At 45.1% G+C, this 20,626-nt stretch carries 20 protein-coding genes; 3 read left to right on the top strand and 17 right to left on the bottom strand.

Annotated features, from left to right (window positions below):
- The first annotated feature begins 433 nt into the window (after nucleotides 1-433).
- The 3 genes from ACI955_RS05755 to ACI955_RS05745 are packed head-to-tail and all read left to right on the top strand — an operon-like array spanning nucleotide 434 to nucleotide 2,248.
- A complete protein-coding gene (locus ACI955_RS05755; RefSeq protein WP_415242779.1) occupies nucleotides 434-832 on the top strand; it encodes an HPF/RaiA family ribosome-associated protein in 399 nt (132 codons plus the stop codon).
- Nucleotides 832-1,506, top strand: coding sequence for a Bax inhibitor-1/YccA family protein (locus ACI955_RS05750; RefSeq protein WP_415242778.1), 675 nt, complete (start codon nucleotides 832-834; stop codon nucleotides 1,504-1,506). The genes ACI955_RS05755 and ACI955_RS05750 overlap by 1 nt, the downstream gene beginning before the upstream one ends.
- Nucleotides 1,507-1,531: 25 nt before the next feature.
- The gene (locus ACI955_RS05745) at nucleotides 1,532-2,248 is read left to right on the top strand and encodes a tellurite resistance TerB family protein (RefSeq protein ID WP_415242777.1); all 717 of its coding nucleotides are present in this window, start codon (nucleotides 1,532-1,534) and stop codon (nucleotides 2,246-2,248) included.
- A gap of 176 nt (nucleotides 2,249-2,424) precedes the next feature.
- Here the strand turns inward: ACI955_RS05745 and glmS are convergent, their stop codons facing one another.
- From glmS to ACI955_RS05660, 17 genes are all read right to left on the bottom strand, one after another.
- The gene (glmS, locus tag ACI955_RS05740) at nucleotides 2,425-4,254 is read right to left on the bottom strand and encodes a glutamine--fructose-6-phosphate transaminase (isomerizing) (protein WP_415242776.1); all 1,830 of its coding nucleotides are present in this window, start codon (nucleotides 4,252-4,254) and stop codon (nucleotides 2,425-2,427) included.
- Between the two features lie 34 nt (nucleotides 4,255-4,288).
- Nucleotides 4,289-5,659 carry a bifunctional UDP-N-acetylglucosamine diphosphorylase/glucosamine-1-phosphate N-acetyltransferase GlmU gene (gene glmU / locus ACI955_RS05735; protein WP_415242775.1) on the bottom strand — a complete coding sequence of 457 codons (1,371 nt, stop codon included), beginning with the start codon at nucleotides 5,657-5,659 and terminating at the stop codon, nucleotides 4,289-4,291.
- A gap of 116 nt (nucleotides 5,660-5,775) precedes the next feature.
- Entirely contained in the window at nucleotides 5,776-6,201 is a 426-nt protein-coding gene (locus tag ACI955_RS05730) for a F0F1 ATP synthase subunit epsilon (RefSeq protein ID WP_415242774.1), read from the bottom strand.
- A 39-nt stretch (nucleotides 6,202-6,240) separates the two neighbouring features.
- Nucleotides 6,241-7,638: a F0F1 ATP synthase subunit beta gene (atpD, locus tag ACI955_RS05725; protein ID WP_415242773.1), complete on the bottom strand. Its 1,398-nt coding sequence runs from the start codon at nucleotides 7,636-7,638 to the stop codon at nucleotides 6,241-6,243.
- A gap of 64 nt (nucleotides 7,639-7,702) precedes the next feature.
- The gene (gene atpG, locus ACI955_RS05720; protein WP_415242772.1) at nucleotides 7,703-8,563 is read right to left on the bottom strand and encodes a F0F1 ATP synthase subunit gamma; all 861 of its coding nucleotides are present in this window, start codon (nucleotides 8,561-8,563) and stop codon (nucleotides 7,703-7,705) included.
- A 51-nt stretch (nucleotides 8,564-8,614) separates the two neighbouring features.
- Nucleotides 8,615-10,159: a F0F1 ATP synthase subunit alpha gene (gene atpA, locus ACI955_RS05715; RefSeq protein WP_415242771.1), complete on the bottom strand. Its 1,545-nt coding sequence runs from the start codon at nucleotides 10,157-10,159 to the stop codon at nucleotides 8,615-8,617.
- Between the two features lie 31 nt (nucleotides 10,160-10,190).
- Nucleotides 10,191-10,727, bottom strand: coding sequence for a F0F1 ATP synthase subunit delta (locus ACI955_RS05710; RefSeq protein ID WP_415242770.1), 537 nt, complete (start codon nucleotides 10,725-10,727; stop codon nucleotides 10,191-10,193).
- Nucleotides 10,728-10,739: 12 nt separating this feature from the next.
- A complete protein-coding gene (locus ACI955_RS05705; RefSeq protein ID WP_415242769.1) occupies nucleotides 10,740-11,210 on the bottom strand; it encodes a F0F1 ATP synthase subunit B in 471 nt (156 codons plus the stop codon).
- A 53-nt stretch (nucleotides 11,211-11,263) separates the two neighbouring features.
- Nucleotides 11,264-11,503, bottom strand: a complete 240-nt coding sequence (atpE, locus tag ACI955_RS05700; RefSeq protein WP_368374323.1) for a F0F1 ATP synthase subunit C — start codon at nucleotides 11,501-11,503, stop codon at nucleotides 11,264-11,266.
- Nucleotides 11,504-11,546: 43 nt separating this feature from the next.
- On the bottom strand, nucleotides 11,547-12,485 hold the full coding sequence (gene atpB, locus ACI955_RS05695) for a F0F1 ATP synthase subunit A (RefSeq protein ID WP_415242768.1): 939 nt from the start codon (nucleotides 12,483-12,485) through the stop codon (nucleotides 11,547-11,549).
- A gap of 38 nt (nucleotides 12,486-12,523) precedes the next feature.
- On the bottom strand, nucleotides 12,524-12,943 hold the full coding sequence (locus tag ACI955_RS05690; protein WP_415242767.1) for an ATP synthase subunit I: 420 nt from the start codon (nucleotides 12,941-12,943) through the stop codon (nucleotides 12,524-12,526).
- A gap of 244 nt (nucleotides 12,944-13,187) precedes the next feature.
- Nucleotides 13,188-14,114, bottom strand: coding sequence for a ParB/RepB/Spo0J family partition protein (locus ACI955_RS05685; RefSeq protein WP_415242766.1), 927 nt, complete (start codon nucleotides 14,112-14,114; stop codon nucleotides 13,188-13,190).
- Complete coding sequence (locus ACI955_RS05680) at nucleotides 14,107-14,916, bottom strand: ParA family protein (protein WP_415242765.1); 810 nt, start codon at nucleotides 14,914-14,916, stop codon at nucleotides 14,107-14,109. The genes ACI955_RS05685 and ACI955_RS05680 overlap by 8 nt, the downstream gene beginning before the upstream one ends.
- Before the next feature lie 36 nt (nucleotides 14,917-14,952).
- Nucleotides 14,953-15,579: a 16S rRNA (guanine(527)-N(7))-methyltransferase RsmG gene (gene rsmG / locus ACI955_RS05675; RefSeq protein WP_415242764.1), complete on the bottom strand. Its 627-nt coding sequence runs from the start codon at nucleotides 15,577-15,579 to the stop codon at nucleotides 14,953-14,955.
- Nucleotides 15,580-17,472 (bottom strand): tRNA uridine-5-carboxymethylaminomethyl(34) synthesis enzyme MnmG, encoded by a 1,893-nt coding sequence (gene mnmG / locus ACI955_RS05670; protein ID WP_415242763.1) that lies wholly within the window; start codon nucleotides 17,470-17,472, stop codon nucleotides 15,580-15,582. It lies immediately after the preceding gene.
- 368 nt (nucleotides 17,473-17,840) lie between these two features.
- Nucleotides 17,841-19,727: a response regulator gene (locus ACI955_RS05665; protein ID WP_415242762.1), complete on the bottom strand. Its 1,887-nt coding sequence runs from the start codon at nucleotides 19,725-19,727 to the stop codon at nucleotides 17,841-17,843.
- 2 nt (nucleotides 19,728-19,729) lie between these two features.
- Entirely contained in the window at nucleotides 19,730-20,611 is an 882-nt protein-coding gene (locus ACI955_RS05660; protein ID WP_415242761.1) for a hypothetical protein, read from the bottom strand.
- Between the last annotated feature and the right edge of the window lie 15 nt (nucleotides 20,612-20,626).

Below are 20,626 nucleotides of genomic sequence, written 5' to 3'. Positions count from 1 at the left end.
TACTACTGTTAGTCGTGGCGCTGACGAGCAAGGGTCTGGATAGCGGAATGCCGGTCGTCACGTTGATCAGTGTTGTACTGCTTAGTCTGAGACTTTTGCACAGCGGCTTGCCGCTTAAAAGATATGCCCGCCGCAAAAGTCAGGCGCTTCGGCGTACTCTGAACCCCATCCATCAACCATTCAAGAGACTTTCGAGTTTTATCCGTAGCAACGATTAATCACATCTGAGATGCGAGGCAAGGAACTGCGCTCACTAAACACCCTCGGCTTATCCCCAAGGCAGAAACCCACTATATGCGTCCATTTTAGGGTTTGTGATAACTCGGTTTTTACGACTTATTCGAACCAATAATTCGAATATACCTTATTGTTTTCTGGTTCTAGAATAAGTCTTCAAACTCAAAATATTCTTACGAGGATACAGGAGAGCAAGATGAGAATTAATTTAAAGCTTCGCCATGTCTCTATCAATCAGGGACTGGAAGAGTATGTGCGGCGGCGGATGGATTTCGCTCTGGCGACTAGATACCCACAGACACATCAAATCGATGTCACCCTATCAGATATAAATGGCCCGCGAGGGGGTGAAGACAAACGTTGCCAGGTACGAATCATGATGGCAGGCCAGAGCGACATTGTCATAGATGATGTTCAAGACAATTGGCAAGTAGCTATCGATAAAGCAGCAAGTCGCGCCAACAGAACATTTACACGACGTCTGGCTAAATCACGTAGCAAAAATAATCGGCCCAGCGACCGATCCAATAATTGGCCGGATACATCAATTGAAGCTGAATCCGAAGATTATCTATATGAAGCAGGAGAACACTAATGGACAACAAAATGATTTATGAAGCGGCTAAGGCCGGTAATCCCAGCTCTACGTACGTTCAGACTACAGTGCTTAGAAACACCTATATATTGCTTTCGATGACCCTGTTATTCAGTGGCGCGGTAGCCGGTCTTTCTATGGCATTAAACCTACCACATCCCGGTTTAATTCTGACTCTGGTTGGGTACTTTGGTTTGTTGTACGCAACCTCAAAGTTCCGCAACAGCGGCTTGGGTATTGTCTGTGTATTCGCACTGACCGGCTTTATGGGTTTCACCCTCGGGCCGATGTTAAATGCCTTTATGAGTTTAGTAAACGGTGGTCAGATCATCATGAACGCAATGGGAGCAACCGGGTTTATCTTCCTTGGACTTTCTAGCTACGTTCTAACTACCAAGAAAGACTTCAGCTTTCTGGGCGGCTTTCTGGCTGTTGGAATTCTAGTGGGCTTCCTCGCGGCGATAGGCGCTTATTTCTTTGACTTAGCGGCATTATCTTTAGCGGTCTCAGCAATGTTTGTGCTGCTAATGTCTGGTCTCATTCTGTATGAAACTAGCAATATCATCAACGGCGGTGAAACCAATTACATCATGGCAACGACCACACTTTTCGTCGCGATATTTAATTTATTCACCAGCCTGCTTCACCTTATGGGTTTTATGAACGACGAATAGGGCTAGTTATAGCGAGGTAACAACTATGAATTTACAGACATTACTCAGTCAGTTTATGGGAGCCGGTCAAGAGCAAGAACAGGCCACTCTTGGCCAGGGCGGTCCGCTCGGTCACGCCAAAGGTGGCATCAGTCAGCTCGTCTCCGGTTTACCCGGAGGCCTCGCCGGCGGCGCTGCTGCAGGAGGCTTGGTCGCTCTTTTAGTCGGCAATAAAAAAGCCCGGAAATTTGCCGGCAAGGCCGCAACCGTGGGTGGTGCAGCCTTGCTAGGTGGTGTCGCTTACAGCGCTTTCAAGAACTGGAAGCAATCTTCAAATGAGCAACACAGCGGACCGCAAACACTGGTACCGGTTAGTAAAAGTAGCTTTGAAACTACCGCCACGCTCGATGACAAATTTCAGCTAACCTTAATAAAAGCAATGATAGCGGCGGCTAGGGCGGATTCAGAGATTGATTCGAAGGAACAAGACAAGATTTTTGATGCCGTCGATAAAATCCAGTTGGCACCAGAGATGAAAAACCAAGTATTCGATTTATTACGCAAGCCGCCCAGCATTGAGGAGCTCGTTCGAGAGACAAATACCCTTGAACAAAAAACAGAGGTTTACTTGATTTCTTGCTTCGCCATTGAGGTGGACCAACCAAGTGAACGGGAGTATTTAAATCAACTTGAACAAGCACTGAGACTACCAGCCGGCTTAGCGCAACATCTAGAGCAACAATCAGCTGTAAGTCTAGCCTAGCAGTACTTTCTTCAGCCCGCGCTTAAAGCGCGGATATTGAAACTGCAAAATAAGCAAAATAATACTGATTTAAAGGCCAACTGGATAAGCATAAAATACCAGATATTTTTTAATAATAGTCTGCTCGGGCTATCTACCTATAAATATTTTATTACTTTATTGTTGATCGCTTCCCGCTACTCCACAGTGACTGATTTAGCTAAATTTCTCGGCTGATCAACATCGGTTCCTTTAAGTATAGCAACGTGATACGACAGTAGCTGGAGTGGTACGGTGTATATAATCGGAGCGATAATATCACTGGAGTGCGGCAGTTCGATAATATTCATGCCCTTAGCCGCCTTAAATCCGGCAGCTTTGTCACTGAAGACAAATAGCTGCCCGCCACGCGCCTGCACTTCTTCAATATTTGATTTTAATTTCTCTAATAACAGGTTATTCGGCGCAACCGCAACAACGGGCATATCCGCATCTACCAGCGCTAAAGGGCCATGCTTAAGCTCGCCTGCTGGGTAACTCTCAGCATGAATATATGATATTTCTTTTAGCTTAAGGGCGCCCTCCATCGCAACTGGCCACTGGGCGCCACGGCCGAGAAATAATGCGTGATGTTTATCAGCAAAGGCGTTTGCCATTTCTTTTATATCTAAATTTAATGCCAAGGTTTCAGTCAATAAATCCGGAAGCGAATTTAAGGCGCTAACGATCTCTTCCTCTTGGGTTTCGGTAATATCGTGGTGTCGACCCAGTGCCACGGTTAAAAATAGTAGAGCAACTAACTGTGTGGTAAACGCCTTTGTCGATGCAACACCAATTTCCGGTCCCGCTTCCGTCATTAGATATAAGTCAGACTCTCTTACTAGTGAGCTTTGCGCCACATTACAAACCGCAAGTGATGCAGAATAACCCAGGTTTTTTGCCATTTTTAATGCGGCAAGGGTATCTGCTGTTTCACCAGACTGGGAGATAGTCACAAAGAGAGTATTGTCTTGAACTTTAAATTTCCTATAGCGGAATTCACTGGCAACTTCTACTCGGCAAGGAACACCTGCTAGGCCTTCTATCCAGTATTTTGCTACCATTCCCGCGTGATAGCTTGTGCCGCAGGCCACTATTTGGACAGACGAAATTTTTTCGAGAATCGGCGCAGCACGAGAACCCATTGCCTCAATAAGAATCTTTTTACTACCTAATCTTCCCGCTAAAGAGCGGCGGATTACCGCGGGCTGTTCGTAAATTTCTTTCAACATAAAATGCCGATAATTGCCTTTATCAGCTGAGTCGGCAGCGGTATCTATTTGAGTTATTTCTCGGGAGATCTGCACAAATTCCGAATTATAAATAGTATATTCATCGGGTGTAATTTCTGCGATATCACCTTCTTCCAAATATACAAAACGATCGGTGACTTGCCTTAGGGCCAATTGATCTGATGCGATAAAATTCTCGCCAATACCAATTCCAATTACTAAGGGGCTACCTTTGCGTGCGCACAATATTCTTTCTGGCTCCGCGGTATTAATAAGCGCCAATCCGTAGGCGCCATGTAAATCAACAATTGTTAGTTTAAGTGCGGCCATCAGATTTTGTTGATCTTTGTAATAATGATGGATTAGATGAACGATGGTTTCGGTGTCTGTTTGGGAAATAAACACGTAGCCTAACTTCTCTAAACGAAGGCGCAGGTCTGCGTGATTTTCTATAATACCGTTATGAACAAGGGCAATATCACCAGATAAATGGGGATGCGCATTTATCTCCGAGGGCTGGCCGTGGGTGGCCCACCGCGTATGGGCAATACCGACTCGTCCGTGTAATGGACTAGCCATGAGTTCCTCGGACAGCACTTGAACTTTACCGACCCGTTTGCGATTTTGTATGTCACCTGATGGATCGATAATAGCCATGCCGGCAGAATCGTAGCCACGATATTCTAGGCGGCGCAAACCTTCCAATAATATTCCGGAAACTTCGCGCTGTGCTACTGCACCCACAATGCCACACATAGTTACTATCCTTATAAAATTATGTTGTTACAGATTAATCCTGAGACTTTTTAACAGGACGCTTCCATGACCTAATATTTTTTTGTTTAGCGCGAGCAACGGCTAATTCGCCTTCAGCAATATTTCCGGTGATCGTTGAGCCAGCGCCAACCGTCGCTCCCTTGCCAACTGTTACAGGGGCTACTAGCGCGGTATTTGAGCCAATAAAAACGCTGTCCGCTATTTGAGTTTTAAATTTATTAACGCCATCATAGTTACACGTTATCGTACCAGCGCCAATATTTACATCACGTCCTATTTCGGCGTCGCCGATATAACTTAAATGGCTGACTTTACTATTTATCCCGATATTCGCTTTCTTGGTTTCCACAAAATTACCAATTTTTACGCCTCTGGCTAACACTGTGCCGGGGCGCAAACGAGCAAAGGGGCCAATAGTGCATGACTCCGCCAAGACAGCGCCTTCAATAACCGAATTAGATTTTACTTCGCAATGACGTGATACCTTGGAATTTATAATATGACAATTCGGGCCTATTCTTACGCCGTCGCCTAGGGAGACGTCGCCTTCAAATACGCAATTGACGTCTATATAAACGTCTTCTCCCGTTTGTAAGGTACCCCGAATGTCGATACGTGTAGCGTCAGCAAGTGTTGCGCCACCAGCCATCAGTGCATTAGCTGCTAGCTGTTGATAGAAGCGCTCTAACTGCTGTAATTGGAGTCTATTATTGGCGCCCTGAACTTCCATTGGGTGGCTAGCGTGACAAACAACGATGGGGATATTGTCCGCCACCGCCATGGCGACGATATCCGTTAGATAATATTCACCTTGGGCATTGTTTGATTTAAGTAGTGGCAGCCAACGCTTAAGATTGTGCGCTGATGTTGCCATAATTCCGGTGTTGACTTCGTTTATGGCTAACTGCTGAGCGCTGGCATCTTTCTGTTCAACAATGGCAACAACTTGGTCGTTGGCCTCGCGAATAATGCGCCCGTAACCGCTTGGGTCCGCCAGCTTTACCGTGAGTAGAGATAGAGCATTAGCGGCCTTATAGTCTAATAGAGCGCTTAGGGTTTCTGCCGATATTAATGGTACATCGCCGTAAAGAATAATAACTTGGGCGTCATCTTCGATGGCGGGGAGCGCTTGTGCAACGGCGTGACCGGTGCCTTTTTGTTCTGTCTGTAGCGACCACTTCACTGTGTGGTTGGGAATGCTCTTTTTAACGAGGTCTGCGCCATGGCCAATTACAATATGAGTATTATCAGCGCTGATCTTTGCTGCCACCTCAACCACGTGCATAAGCATACTTCGGCCAGCAATTTCATGCAGTACTTTCGGTAGCTTGGAGCGCATGCGGCTTCCCTGGCCGGCGGCCAGAATCACTACGTCTAATGTCATTATTAAACCCTTAGCGGTGATACGTATTTTAGTAATCGGGACACTGTAACGGGAGATAGTAACGGAAACAAAAAAGGGCGGCCAGAGCCGCCCTTTTCTTAATATGGAAAACCGTATTATTTACTCAGTGACTTACGAATTTGCTGTAAGGTCCGGAGCTGAGCCGATGCCGCTGCCAATTGAGCTGCAGCCCGTGAGTAGTCGATATCCCCACTCTGATCTAACATCGCCTGTTGAGCATGTTTCTGCGCTTCCATTGCTGATGCCTCGTCGAGGTCTCCAGCACGGATAGCAGTATCTGCAAGAATACTCACCACATTGGGCTGTACTTCCAGAAATCCGCCAGAGACGTAGAAAATAATCTCTTCGCCGTTATCTTGAACGATACGTATCGGACCGGGTTCCAAGGATGTTAGCAAGGGCGCGTGACCATAGGTCACACCCAGGTCACCCTGAGTACCGTTGGCAACAATCAGCTTGGCACGACCAGAGAACAACTCTGCTTCTGCACTCACGATGTCACAATGAATAGTCATAGCCATATTTATAGCCTCTTAGGCATAAAGCTCGCTTGCGCGAGCTTACAGTTTAGCCGCTTTCTCGATTGCTTCGTCGATAGTACCAACCATGTAGAAAGCCTGCTCTGGAAGATGATCGTAATCACCGCCGAGAATGCCTTTAAAACCAGCAATAGTATCTTTCAAAGATACATACTTACCTGGGCTGCCGGTGAATATTTCAGCAACATGGAAAGGCTGTGACAAGAAACGCTCAATTTTACGTGCGCGTTCAACTGTCTTTTTATCTTCCTCAGACAGCTCATCCATACCTAGGATGGCGATGATATCTTTCAGCTCTTTATAACGCTGTAATACCATCTGTACACCACGAGCGACTTCATAGTGCTCTACACCAATGATCAGTGGATCCAACTGACGTGAGGTGGAATCCAATGGATCTACTGCAGGGTAAATACCTTTAGACGCGATATCTCGGCTCAGTGTAACGGTTGAATCCAAGTGAGCGAACGTAGTTGCTGGCGCTGGGTCAGTCAAATCATCCGCAGGTACATATACAGCTTGAATCGACGTGATAGAACCGCTTTTGGTTGAGGTGATACGCTCCTGAAGAGCACCCATCTCTGACGCCAGTGTAGGCTGATAACCTACCGCTGATGGCATACGACCTAACAGTGCAGATACTTCTGTACCAGCCAGAGTATAGCGATAGATGTTATCAATAAATAATAGTACGTCACGGCCTTCGTCACGGAATTTTTCCGCCATGGTCAAACCTGTCAGAGCTACTCGTAACCGGTTACCCGGTGGCTCGTTCATCTGACCGTAAACCATTGCTACTTTAGATTTGCTGAATTCTTTAACGTTTACAACGCCAGCTTCCTGCATTTCGTGGTAGAAGTCATTACCTTCACGAGTACGCTCACCAACACCAGCAAATACCGACAAGCCGCTGTGCTCGGTTGCGATGTTGTTAATCAGCTCCATCATGTTTACGGTTTTACCAACACCCGCACCACCGAATAGACCAACTTTACCACCGCGGGCGAAAGGACAAACCAGGTCGATAACCTTAATACCCGTTTCTAGCAGCTCAGAAGACGCAGCTAATTCTTCGTAGGCAGGGGCGTCACGGTGAATTGGCATACGCTCTTTTTCACCAATAGGCCCACACTCATCAATAGGATTACCAAGTACATCCATGATACGGCCGAGGGTTTCAATGCCCACAGGTACCAGGATCTTGTCATTGGTATTGGTAACATCTAGACCACGACGCAATCCTTCAGAAGAACCGAGAGCGATAGTACGAACTACGCCGTCTCCTAATTGCTGCTGCACTTCCAGCGTCAAACCGCTGTCAGTAACCAACAGTGCATCATAAATCTGTGGTACCGCATCGCGTGGAAATTCCACGTCGATAACGGCGCCGATAACTTGTACGATACGTCCGCTACTCATGTCCGGTTCCTCTTCAAAACCTTAAATAATCAAATTCTGTTTCAGTGGTGAAAGCTATTTACGGCTAGACTGCTGCCGCACCACTCACTATTTCTGACAGTTCCTGGGTAATCGCTGCCTGACGCGCCTTGTTGTAAACCAGCTGCAGGCCGTCGATAATATCTCCAGCATTGTCGGTCGCGCCCTTCATTGCGATCATACGTGCAGCCTGTTCACAGGCACCGTTCTCAACCACTGTCTGGTAAACCTGCGATTCGACATAGCGAGTCAACAAGCCGTCCAATAATTCTTCAGGGTTGGGCTCGTAAAGATAATCCCAGTGATGCTTTAGGCTGTCATCTTGCTCTGCTTCCAGAGGCAATAACTGACTTACAAATGGGTTCTGAGTCATGGTATTAACAAACTCATTACCAACCAAATACAGACGGTCAATTTTGCCTTCGCCGTATGCATCAAGCATGATCTTAACGCTACCAATCAAGTCCGCAACACTGGGCGCTTCACCCATGTCTTTTCTCGCTGCTACCACATTACCGCCGTGGCTCTTGAAAAATGCGCCGGCCTTGCTGCCTAATAAGCACAAATCAATTTCTACGTTCTCTTCCGACCAAGCTTGCATAGCTTTTATGGCTTTTTTGAACACATTAGTATTCAAGCCACCACACAGTCCGCGGTCAGTAGAAACTATAATATAGCCGACACGCTTAACTTCCCGTTCAACCATATACTGATGACGGTACTCTGGATTAGCATTGGCGATATGGCCTACCACTGCGCGCATGCGCTGTGAATAGGGTTTACCCAATTCCATACGATCTTGAGCTCTACGCATTTTACTCGCCGCAACCATTTCCATGGCGCTAGTGATCTTTTGCGTGCTCTTGATGCTGGATATTTGGGTGCGTATCTCTTTTGCACCTGCCATGATTCAACAATCCTCAAGCAGAAAAGCTGCGCTTGCGCGCAGCTTAACGTCTTACCAAGTCTGAGTTGACTTGAACTTTTCAACGAGTTCTTTGAACTTGCCTTCCAGTTCCGCGTTCCAGCTACCGCTTTCGTTGATGTCTTTCATAACCGCAGCGTATTCGCTATTGGCGAAAGATAGAATTGCTGATTCAAAGTCTAGAACCTTAGCAACTTCAACGTTTTTCAAGTGGCCTTCGTTAGCGCAGTACAAAGACAGACCCATTTCAGCAATACTGAGGGGGCTATACTGTTTCTGCTTCATCAGCTCGGTAACGCGCTCACCATTTGAAAGCTGAGCTTTAGTCGCTTCATCAAGATCAGAGGCGAACTGCGAAAACGCAGCCAATTCACGGTACTGAGCCAATGCGGTACGAATACCACCAGATAATTTCTTAATAATCTTAGTCTGTGCCGCACCACCAACTCGCGATACTGATACACCCGCGTTCATTGCTGGGCGAATACCGGAGTTAAACATATCGGTTTCGACAAAGATCTGACCGTCGGTAATAGAGATAACGTTAGTCGGTACAAAAGCCGAAACGTCACCTGCTTGGGTCTCAATAATAGGCAGAGCCGTTAGTGATCCCGTTTTACCTTTCACTTCACCGTCGGTGTATTTCTCAACGTAAGCTTCTGAAACGCGGGCTGCGCGCTCTAGTAACCGTGAGTGGAGGTAAAATACATCGCCGGGGTAGGCTTCACGGCCTGGTGGGCGCCGTAACAACAGCGAAATTTGACGATAGGCGAAAGCCTGCTTGGTCAAATCATCATAGATGATGAGTGCATCTTCGCCGCGATCTCGGTAATACTCACCAATAGTACAGCCGGTGAACGGTGCGATAAACTGCATAGACGCTGGGTCAGACGCGGTAGCTGCAACCACAACTGTGTGATCCATAGCGCCGTGCTCTTCTAATTTCCGCACAACTGCAGCTATAGAAGATGCTTTCTGACCAATTGCAACGTACACACATTTAATACCAGAAGATTTCTGGTTAATGATGGCATCGATCGCAATTGCGGTTTTACCGATTTGGCGGTCACCAATGATAAGCTCGCGCTGGCCACGACCAATTGGCACCATCGCGTCAACGGCTTTCAAGCCGATCTGCACAGGCTGGTCTACCGATTTACGCCAAATTACGCCCGGAGCAACTTTTTCAACTGCGTCGGTTATTTTCGCGTTAATAGGACCTTTACCGTCGATAGGGTTACCCAGCGCGTCAACGACGCGACCAAGCAATTCCGGTCCAACGGGTACTTCTAAGATCCGGTTTGTACATTTACAGGTTTGACCTTCGGCTATTCCAAGGTAGTCGCCTAATACAACGGCACCTACAGAGTCGCGCTCAAGGTTAAGGGCCATACCAAAACGGCCACCTTCAAACTCTATCATTTCACCGTACATCACATCGGTTAAACCGTGGATACGTACGATACCGTCTGATACGGATACTACCGTGCCCTCATTCTGGGCCTGAGCAGACACATCTAAATTGTCGATGCGCTGTTTGATAATATCGCTAATCTCGGATGGATTCAGTTGCTGCATGCTCTGTTCCTCAATCCTATTCTCTTTACGCTCAAGAATTTAATGCTTCAGCGAGTTTCGCTAAGCGACCGCGCACCGAGCCATCTATTACCAAATCACCGGCTTTCACAACGACACCGCCCAATAATAAAGGATCGATGGTAGTGTGAACGTTGACTTCGCGTGCCAATTTTTTGCTTAAAACTTCAACAAGACGCTTCTCAGACTCTGAGTCCAGCGCGAACGCTGTAGTCAGTTCCACATCCACTATGCGTTCTTGGATGGACTTTTGCGCTTCAAACAATTCGCTAATAGTAGGAAGTAACTCTAAGCGCTTGTTTTCTGCCAGAATCTTGATGAAATTTTTGCCGCCAGCATTAAATGTATCAGCGCAGACATCGATAAACATCTGAGCTTGCTGTTCGGTTGTCATCGCCGGAGAGCTTAAAAACTTTTTCACTTCCGCATGTTGTGCGACGGCTGCTGCTGTTGCCAGCATGACAGACCATTCGCCTAACGACGATGCCGCTAAAGCGTACTCAAAAGCCGCTTTAGCATAAGGTCTAGCTGTTGTGCTTAATTCCGCCATGATCAACCTCGCTTAAAGGCTTGCGGCCAGCTTATCGACCATGTCTTTGTGGATAGACTCATCGATAGATGCTTCAAGCACTTTTTCAGCGCCAACCAGAGCCAGTTTTGAAACTTGTGAACGCAGCTGTTCTTTCGCGCGATTCACATCTTGTTCAATCTGTGCTTCAGCAGCCGCTTTCAGGCGTTCGCCCTCAGTTCGTGCTACGTCTTTTGCTTCTTCAACAATCTGGCTAGCGCGCTTGTTAGCTGCATCAATAATGCCTGATGCATCTACTTTCGCTTCGCGCAAATGCTTAGTCGCTTTCTCTTGAGCAAGCTCAAGATCACGACCGGCGCGATCTGCAGCGTCCAGACCATCAGCGATTTGCTTTTCACGCTCATCCATCGCCGTGCGAATAGCACCCCATACAAACTTGTAGGAGAACCACACAAAGAACAGAAAGCTGATCGATTGTCCAATCAGTGTGAGATTAATATTCACGCCGATACCTCTGCTGTATGAATTTGCTGTTGGTGTTTATTAGCTACAGGCAATTAAACTGGCAAACCTGGAACAACAACAAACAGAACGTACATTGCAATACCAACGCCAATCATTGGAACTGCATCAAGCAGACCAGCGATAAGGAACATTTTACCTTGCAACATTGGTGCTAATTCTGGCTGACGTGCTGAACCTTCCAGCAACTTACCGCCCAGGATTGCAAAACCAATTGCAGTTCCCAGTGCGCCAAAACCAATCATCAAAGCAACAGCGATCAGTGCTAAACCCATGGTAGTTCTCCTACTTTCAACTTTAAGTTAATAAAAATGTTAATCAGTGAAACTGGTCTTCTTCTTCAATTTGGTGCGCCGTTGCCATATATACAATGGTCAACACCATAAAGACGAAAGCTTGTAGTGTAATAACAAGAATGTGGAATACCGCCCACGCCCACTGCAACACACCAGCGAATATACCAAGTACCAAACCGGCACCAAACATCGTCGCAATCAAGATAAATATCATTTCACCGGCATACATATTGCCGAATAACCGCAAACCCAGAGAGATTGGTTTAGAAATCCAAGATATGGCTTCCAGTGCAAAGTTAATCGGCACTAGTAAAATATTGACGTACCATTTTGGGCTGTGAAACGGGTGCAGTGTTAACTCTTTAACAAAGCCCATAAAGCCTTTTTTGGCAATGGTGAAGTAGACCATCAATCCAAAGACAGTGAAACCCATGCCCAAGGTTACATTTGGATCAGTTGTCGGCACCACTTTAAAGAAGAAGTGCGGGTCACCTGTTACCCAAGCCATAAACATCGGTATCCAATCCACCGGCACCAAATCCATGGCATTCATCAGAATAATCCATATGAAGATGGTTAGTGCCATAGGCGCTATCATGGCATTTTTATGATGGAATCCATCTTTAACAGTCTGATCAATAAACCCAACTATCATTTCTAACAAATTTTGAGCCCCGCGAGGAACACCGCTGTGGGCGCGCTTGGCGATGCGAGCAAAAATTAATAGAAACAAGAAGCCAAGACCAATAGACCACAACATGGAATCGACATGAATAGCCATGAACCCCATATCTGACGCTTCCGCACCACTGTGGGCAATGGTCCATATATCTTGTGATAGCACTTCATGAACGTGACCTTCGTCGTCAAGGCGTTCATAGCCCGCTGGCAATTTGCCATAGGTCAGATTAGTAAGATGATGCTGGATATAACCAACGGTGGATTGCGATTCACCTGCCATGTGTCACTCTCGTAAATGTTAACGCGTTGACCAAAGTTTTAAATTCTGTTGCCCAATAAAGCATAGCGGGCAAGTATTACCGCATTCAGCAGCATAATGCTTAGGTATGTCATGAATAGGACAAATACCTGTAAGGGCTGAACCAGTGCAAACGTGGCAGCAAATAAAGCCAGTGTTAACACAAATTTTCCGGATTCACCTCGGTAAAATGACCGAGCGACTTCCCGAGCAAAAGCAGCACCAGCGTAGCGAAACACTTGGCGCGCGAAATACGCATTCGGCACAACGGAAATCATTCCCCCGATGACTGCGGAATAGGCCGTTACCTTATCCAGAGGAAACAGTATGGCACTGGCTAGTAGCACAAGCGCACATTGAAAACCGTATATTTTCAGTATCGGTGGTTTTAATATTTTACGAGCAGCCCGCGGATTTTCCCGCTCATTTCCTGCTGTCATAATGCCACCGCTGTTGCCAAATATGGCCGATTTTGTGCTCGTGCTTGTTATCCAAAAATCGGGGCAAATTATAGGGGCTATATGGTTAATGTTCAACCAATTTAAGCGCTTATGATATTAATATCATGTATTCACCAAATCTATTTAACCTATAGCAATCAATAATTTAACTGTATCTCGAGATAAGGAATTTCTTAAAAACACTACATCATGGTGAGAATAGTCACCTCGCACACAAAATAAGCTATTTTATATGATTAAGAATGCCATCGAGTTCATCGAGATTACTATATTTGATTGTTAGAGTGCCGCGCCCTTTCGCACTGTGTTGGATTGAGACTGGCGAACCCAAACGTTCAGACAATGTTTCCTGTAATTGTTTTACATCGGGATCAAGGGTGTTCGGCTTTTTCGGTTTATCGCTGATACTCTCTTCCGCTAGCCTTCTCACTAAGGCTTCAGTTTGTCGCACTGACAAGCCTTTGCTAACGACCATGGATGCCGCAGCAGATTGCTGTTCTTGGGCCACACCGAGCAGGGCGCGGGCGTGCCCCATTTCAATATCGCCATTTTCCAATAATTTTTGGACTTCTTCTCGAAGCCCAGTAAGACGCAATAAGTTGGTGATAGTGGTGCGGGATTTACCCACTAATTGAGCTATTTCAGCGTGAGTTAACTCAAATTCTTTTTGCAGACGCACCATGGCTAGTGCTTCTTCCATTGGGTTTAGGTCTTCACGCTGCAAATTTTCAATTAGCGCCATAGCTGCCGCAGCTTCATCTGCAACGTCGCGAATCAATGCCGGGACTGAGTCTAAGCCCGCCAACTGAGATGCGCGCCAGCGACGCTCGCCGGCAATAATTTCATAGCGACCACCCTCAATCGGGCGTACCACGATCGGCTGCATTATGCCCTGTGAGCGGATCGAGTTAGCGAGTTCTTCCAGCGCTTCTGGTTGCATATCGCGGCGCGGTTGATAGCGGCCACGCTGCATAAATTCTATTGGTAAATTACGCAGGGTGCCATCGATGGCTGGCGCTACCGAATCAGGCTGAGCATTATTTGCGCTATCAATTAGAGCAAAATCTACTTCCCGGTTTATCGTTACCGGTGTTGCTGAAGCCCCAAGCAGTGCGTCGAGGCCGCGCCCCAATCCTCTTTTTTTAACCATGAATATGTTCAGCCTGTGTATTGGCGCTAATGTCAGTAGCCGCCGATCGCCGTAATATCTCTCCGGCTAATGCTAAATAGGCCAAAGCGCCCTTAGATTGCTTATCATAAAATAAAATGGGCAGTCCGTGGCTGGGTGCTTCAGCCAGTCTCACGTTTCGCGGTATTACCGTGCTGTAAACCTTATCACCAAAATGGCGGCGTAATTCGTCGGTCACTTGGTTAGTTAAACTATTGCGGCCGTCGTACATTGTCCGCAATATGCCCATAATTTCTAAGGTTGGATTTATTAGCTGCTTGACGCGATTAATAGTATTTATTAAGGCGCTTAAGCCTTCCAGCGCATAATATTCACACTGCATTGGAATAACGACACCGGTTGACGCCGCCAGGGCGTTCACAGTCAGCATGTTCAGTGATGGCGGACAGTCGATCAAAATATAATCATATTGATCAGCAACCACGGCGAGCGCCTCTCGAAGACGAAATTCTCGACCGATTTCATTGATTAACTCTACCTCTGCGGCAGTGAGGTCTTGGTTTGAAGGGAGTATTGAAAAACCGAAGTCTGTAGCCTCTACAATGCACTCTGTGACCGGCTTACTAGCGACCAAGACATCGTAGACAGAATATTCAAGACTACTTTTGTCGATACCACATCCCATTGTGGCATTGCCCTGTGGATCGAGATCAACCAATAAAATACGGCGTTTAGTTGCTGCCAAGGAGGCGGCCAAATTTACGCTAGTCGTCGTTTTACCGACACCACCTTTCTGATTGGTAATTGCGTATACCTTGGCCACGGGGTTTCCTTTAATTTCTACTTTGAAGCCAAAGAATTAGCAACGGCCGAGCACCAACAAATGGCGATCTTCGTCTACATTTGGCACCGACAACGAGTATGAATGCTCGACGATAAAGTGTTTTGGAAGCTGACTCAACTCGGTATCAGGAAAAACTCCCTTCATGGCATATAAGCGGCCACCCGGAGCTAAGTGCTTTTCACAGCCGTTAACCATATCGAGCAAGGAGGCGAATGCTCGTGACAGAACACCATCATAGGGTTCTTCTGGCTGAAAAAGCTCTGCACGCTCAGAGTGAATACTAACATTGAGGAGCTTGAGTTGCTGGCGCGCCTCAATCAAAAACCGGGTTTTTTTGCCATTGCTGTCCAATAGCGAAAATTGTTTATCCGGATATAGAATCGCCAGTGGTATACCCGGTAAACCCGCGCCCGTGCCGACGTCTAAATAACGGTTGCCCTGCAAATAAGGCGCTATGCTTAAACTATCAAGAAGATGCTTGCTGACCATCGCATCTAAATCTCGAATGGCCGTGAGATTATAGGCCTTATTCCATTTCTGCAATAAAATCAGGTAGTTAATCAATAATTCAGACTGTTGATTACTAACAACCAGGCCTAGTTCTGCTATTCCTGTTAGCAGCCTTGTTTTAATTCCTTCCACTCAGGCTGATTTCCTATCTAACAATCCGCGTTTTTTTAAGTAAATCAATAGTAAGGATACTGCCGCCGGGGTAACACCAGCAATTCTAGATGCCTGCGCCAAAGTCATTGGACGGGTGTCACCTAGTTTTTGCTTAACTTCATTCGAGAGCCCTTCGATAACGGCATAATCGAAATCAAGCGGCAATCTGGTATTCTCGTAACGTCGCAAACGCTCTATCTCTTCTTTTTGCCTATCAATATACCCTGCGTATTTAACCCCTATTTCAATCTGCTCTGTTACCTGATCGCAAACGGGGGTTTCGGGGCTTGCCACTAATGCGGCTATATCGGCGTATTTTAATTCAGGCCGCTTTAAGAGGTCTAACAAATTGTATTCATGGCTCAGCGGTTTTTCTATTTTCGCGTCTAGTGCCCCTGCGGCTGCACTGCCCGGCTGCACCCAAAAAGATGCCAAGCGAGAGCGTTCACGCTCAATATTCTCGCGTTTTTCAGAAAATGCTGCCCAGCGGGTATCGTCTACTAGCCCGAGCTCTCGGCCTTTTTCAGTTAAGCGTAAATCAGCGTTGTCCTCGCGTAATAGCAAACGATATTCTGCTCGTGAGGTAAACATGCGATACGGTTCACGAGTACCCATGGTGATTAAATCGTCGACCAGTACCCCAATATAGGCTTCATCTCTGCGAGGACACCAGGCATCGCGTCCCTGAGCGAGTAGTGCCGCATTAGCCCCCGCCAACAAGCCTTGCGCGGCCGCCTCTTCATAACCGGTAGTGCCGTTAATCTGGCCAGCAAAAAATAGACCAGCAACAAATTTAGTTTCTAGTGAGTATTTTAAATCTCGTGGTTCAAAATAATCATATTCAATGGCATAGCCCGCTCGGGTCATATGAGCGTTTTCAAAGCCCTTTATTGATCTAACAAGATTGAGCTGAACATCAAAAGGTAAACTTGTTGATATGCCATTTGGATACAGTTCATGGGTATTTAAGCCTTCTGGCTCTATAAATATCTGATGAGAATTTTTATCGGCGAAACGATGAACCTTATCTTCTATAGACGGGCAATAACGTGGACCAATACCCTCGATAACGCCGGTATACATGGGAGAGCGATCTAAACCACCGCGAATAATAGCGTGGGTTTCCTCGTTGGTATGGGTAATCCAGCAACAAACTTGCTGTGGGTGTTGGCCTTTATTACCTAAATAAGACATTACGGGCCTGGGAGTATCTCCCCATTGTGCTTCTAGGCCGTCAAAATTAACCGTTTTAGCGTCAATTCTAGGTGGTGTACCTGTTTTTAGTCGGTCAACCCGAAACGGCAATTGCCGCAACCTTTGCGCCAAGGCTAGTGATGGTGGGTCTCCGGCTCTGCCACCGCTGTGATTGTCTAAGCCGATATGAATTTTGCCGCCAAGGAAGGTACCCGCGGTTAACACCACAGTTTTACTGTAAAACCGCAAACCTATATTCGTAACGACACCACGAACTTCATCATTCTCAACAATAAGGTCGTCTACAGCCTGCTGGAAAATAGCGAGATTTTCCTGGTTCTCTAGGAGAGTGCGTATAGCTGCCTTGTAAAGCACCCGATCTGCTTGGGCGCGCGTAGCTCTAACAGCTGGCCCTTTGCGAGCATTTAATATTCTAAATTGAATACCACCAAGGTCAGTTGCTTTTGCCATGGCGCCACCTAAAGCATCTATTTCTTTTACTAGATGACTCTTACCAATGCCCCCAATAGCTGGATTACAGGACATTTGCCCCAGAGTTTCAATATTGTGGGTAAGTAATAGCGTGGCACAACCCATGCGTGCAGCGGCAAGCGCAGCCTCCGTACCGGCATGGCCACCGCCGATAACAATAACATCGTAGCTTTGCGGATAATCCACGAAACACCTGAGAATGAGTTTGAATGAAGACGCGAAATTATACGTGGATCTATCAGACCTGCAATGAATTGGTGAATTTTTAATCAAGTATGTTTAATTTTATTGTATATATACATATATAGTCTTTATATCTTAGTTACTTATATTAAATATAGTTATTAAGAAACGGTATTTTGTTGATAACTTAGTTAACTGCATGATTAATATCATTTTATATTAATGATAAGTGGGTCTTTTATCCACATATAAGATGTCAAAATCATGGGTAGGGACGGTGGACGGAATGTGGATAACTTAGCGCTTTTATTCTGCCTGTGGGTAAGGGGCTATATTAAGAGTATTTATCCACAGCCTTAACTAACGTTTAACTACTCTACTTGGCTTAGCCAATAGCTGACTTTTTCCTTTAAAAGACTGAGTGATACAGGCTTTCTTAGAAAGTCATTCATTCCAATAGAGAAGCAGCGCTCTTTGTCTTCTTGGACGTTATTCGCGGTGAGCGCAATAATAGGCAGAGACTTGAAACCTGTTAGTAGACGTATTTGTCTGCTGGCCTCATAGCCGTCCATTACAGGCATCTGTAGGTCCATTAAGACGATATCGATGGGTTGGCGCTGTAATTCGATTAGGCACTCCTTGCCATTGTTTGCGGTGATTGCGGTCATATTCCAATGCTTTACGATGTTCGCTACTAGCATTTGGTTGACGGGGTTGTCTTCGACAATAAGAACACTTTTACCGAGAAGAATATTTTGAGGGGTGACGATAGGGTCTTCAATTCGTTGTGATTCGTACTGACATTTCAAATTGATAGTAAATTGTGTGCCCTCGCCAAGTTTACTATTCATCGTCAAATCTGCATCCATTAGTTCACATAGGCGCTTTACAATAGCGAGACCTAAACCGGAGCCACCGTAGCGCCGTTGATTTGATCCATCGGCTTGTCTGAAACTGTCGAAAATAATAGCTTGATCCGAAGCGGCAATACCGATGCCGGTGTCATTAACACAGAGTGTTAAGCATAAATGCTCTTGGTCACGTTTTTCGCTCGACAAGGTAATGGTGACCTTTCCACGGTGAGTGAATTTAACAGCGTTGGAAGCCAGGTTTAGGATGATTTGACGAACACGTACATCGTCTACGTAAACTTTTACTGATTTTAACTCAGGGGCAATACTGTAATTGAAGTCGATGCCGTTCTTATTGGCTTCATATTCAAGCGGCCTGAGTATTACATCAAACAATGCAGCTGGTGAACAAAGGCGCTTCTCCAGCTTAAGTTCTCCTTTTTCTATTTTGGAAAAATCAAGAATATCATTAACAATATTTAGAAGATGCTCACTTGAATTTATAGCAATGTCGATATAATTACTTTGTTCTGAGTTTACGTCTGTCGTTGATAACAGTTGCAGCATTCCCAGGGCGCCGTTCATTGGTGTCCTTAATTCATGTGTCATTGTTGCTAAAAATAAACTCTTTGCTTTATTAGCTTCATCTGCTTCTTTTTTTGCTGACTGCAGTTCTGCGAAGCGATGTTCGAGCTCTTTTTTCTGCGTATCTAAACTCTTGGCCATTTCATTTATATGATTTTGTAGCTCACCGAGCTCACCTTCACCTTCGACATCAAGACGAATTCCGAGATTTCCCGCCGCTATATTTTTTGTAAATATATTAATTTCAGCCAGCGGTTTTGATAATCGACGGCTTATAACCCAAGCTAGAACAATACAAAAGAAAAAGGACATAGCGGCTATTGAGCTAGATACTATTATGATTCTGCTTTGTAGTTTAGATAACTGTTCTTTAGATTTTTCAAGAGTAACGAGACCTATCTCTCTAATTGATTCTTTATTAATGCTCTCTTCGCCAGTAAAAGAGTCACTGATATTGATGCTACTTTGATATATGGGTACGGTTATTATTTCTACAGATTTGTATTTGGTATTATTGTTTTTTAGGTAGATGGTTTTTTTTGTTAGTGAGTTAACTACAGTTATAGCGATTACATCTTCTGTTAAAGCAGACCTGATAATGTATTTAAGTTCTTTTTCGTTGCCGCTTATAATGGCAAGTTCGCTAGAAGTAGCAATATTTTCTGCTACCTTGGTAGCAATTTCTTTTTGATTCAGAGCAGCATCGTTAAGGCGCGTAACAAGTGAATAAGTAAATAGAGAAAGAAAAACCAATAACGCGGGTGAAACTCCGGCTATAAGTATTTGTCGGAATAGAGTGTTTCTTCCTAATTTAATTAGCATAGTTATTCTAGTCTCCTATTGGGGATTAGAATTCTTAATTCCTCTTCTGTAGGAAGATTAAGGCCAAGAGATTCGGCAACGTTATAGTTTATTTTAACAGTGAAGTTGCTCGGATATTGTGAAGGAGGTAATGTTTTATTTTCTATATACTGATTTACCATTTCTATAATATCTAAGATATATTGATCAGGTGTAGACAATATTGTTCCCAGTGCCCCCGCATTGACAAATCCTTCAGTGGGTCCAATAACCAATGTTTGGTGTCGGTAACTACTAAGTAAAATAGGCCGTATAGTTTCAGAATTATATATATTTTTTTCAGCTGTACTTAGCAGTACATCATTTTTCTGGATGACTTTATTAATTGATCTAATAATATTGATATTATCAATTTTTTTAATATTTATTTTCATCGAAGGGAATGTGTTACTAAGTTCGTCTAATATTTTTTCGTAACTTATATTTTGGTAGGCTATACCAAGCTGTATTGGCTTGCCATTAAAAATAGCTTCTATTAGGGAAACTTGCCTAAATAAAGGTTGGTCTGAAAATAGTGCGGCTGTATGCTCAGGCTCTTTCTTGCGATATGTAAGAGAGTTTACATAAAGCGCGAATTTTGCCTTATAGCTATTATCTGATAATAACGAAAGCAATTTATCGGACACGATGATTAAGATATCACCTTTGGAATCATCTTCGGGCAGGGTATTTATATATGAGTGAACGGTAAAGTATGGATTGTCAGTAATTTTTTTTGATAACACATCTAATGTGTTATTTTTTACAGGCAGTATGAGATCGACGATAATTTTATCATCGCTATAGGCCAAGGTTGATATTAAAACCAACGTTGTTATTACTAGCCCGTAAAGTAGTTTTACCAAGAGGCTAATCCATGA

The sequence above is a fragment of the Zhongshania sp. genome, from assembly GCF_047636175.1.
GTDB lineage: Bacteria > Pseudomonadota > Gammaproteobacteria > Pseudomonadales > Spongiibacteraceae > Spongiibacter.
The sequence above is the reverse complement of the archived record's forward strand: the minus strand, read 5'-3'. Positions and strand labels throughout refer to the sequence as shown.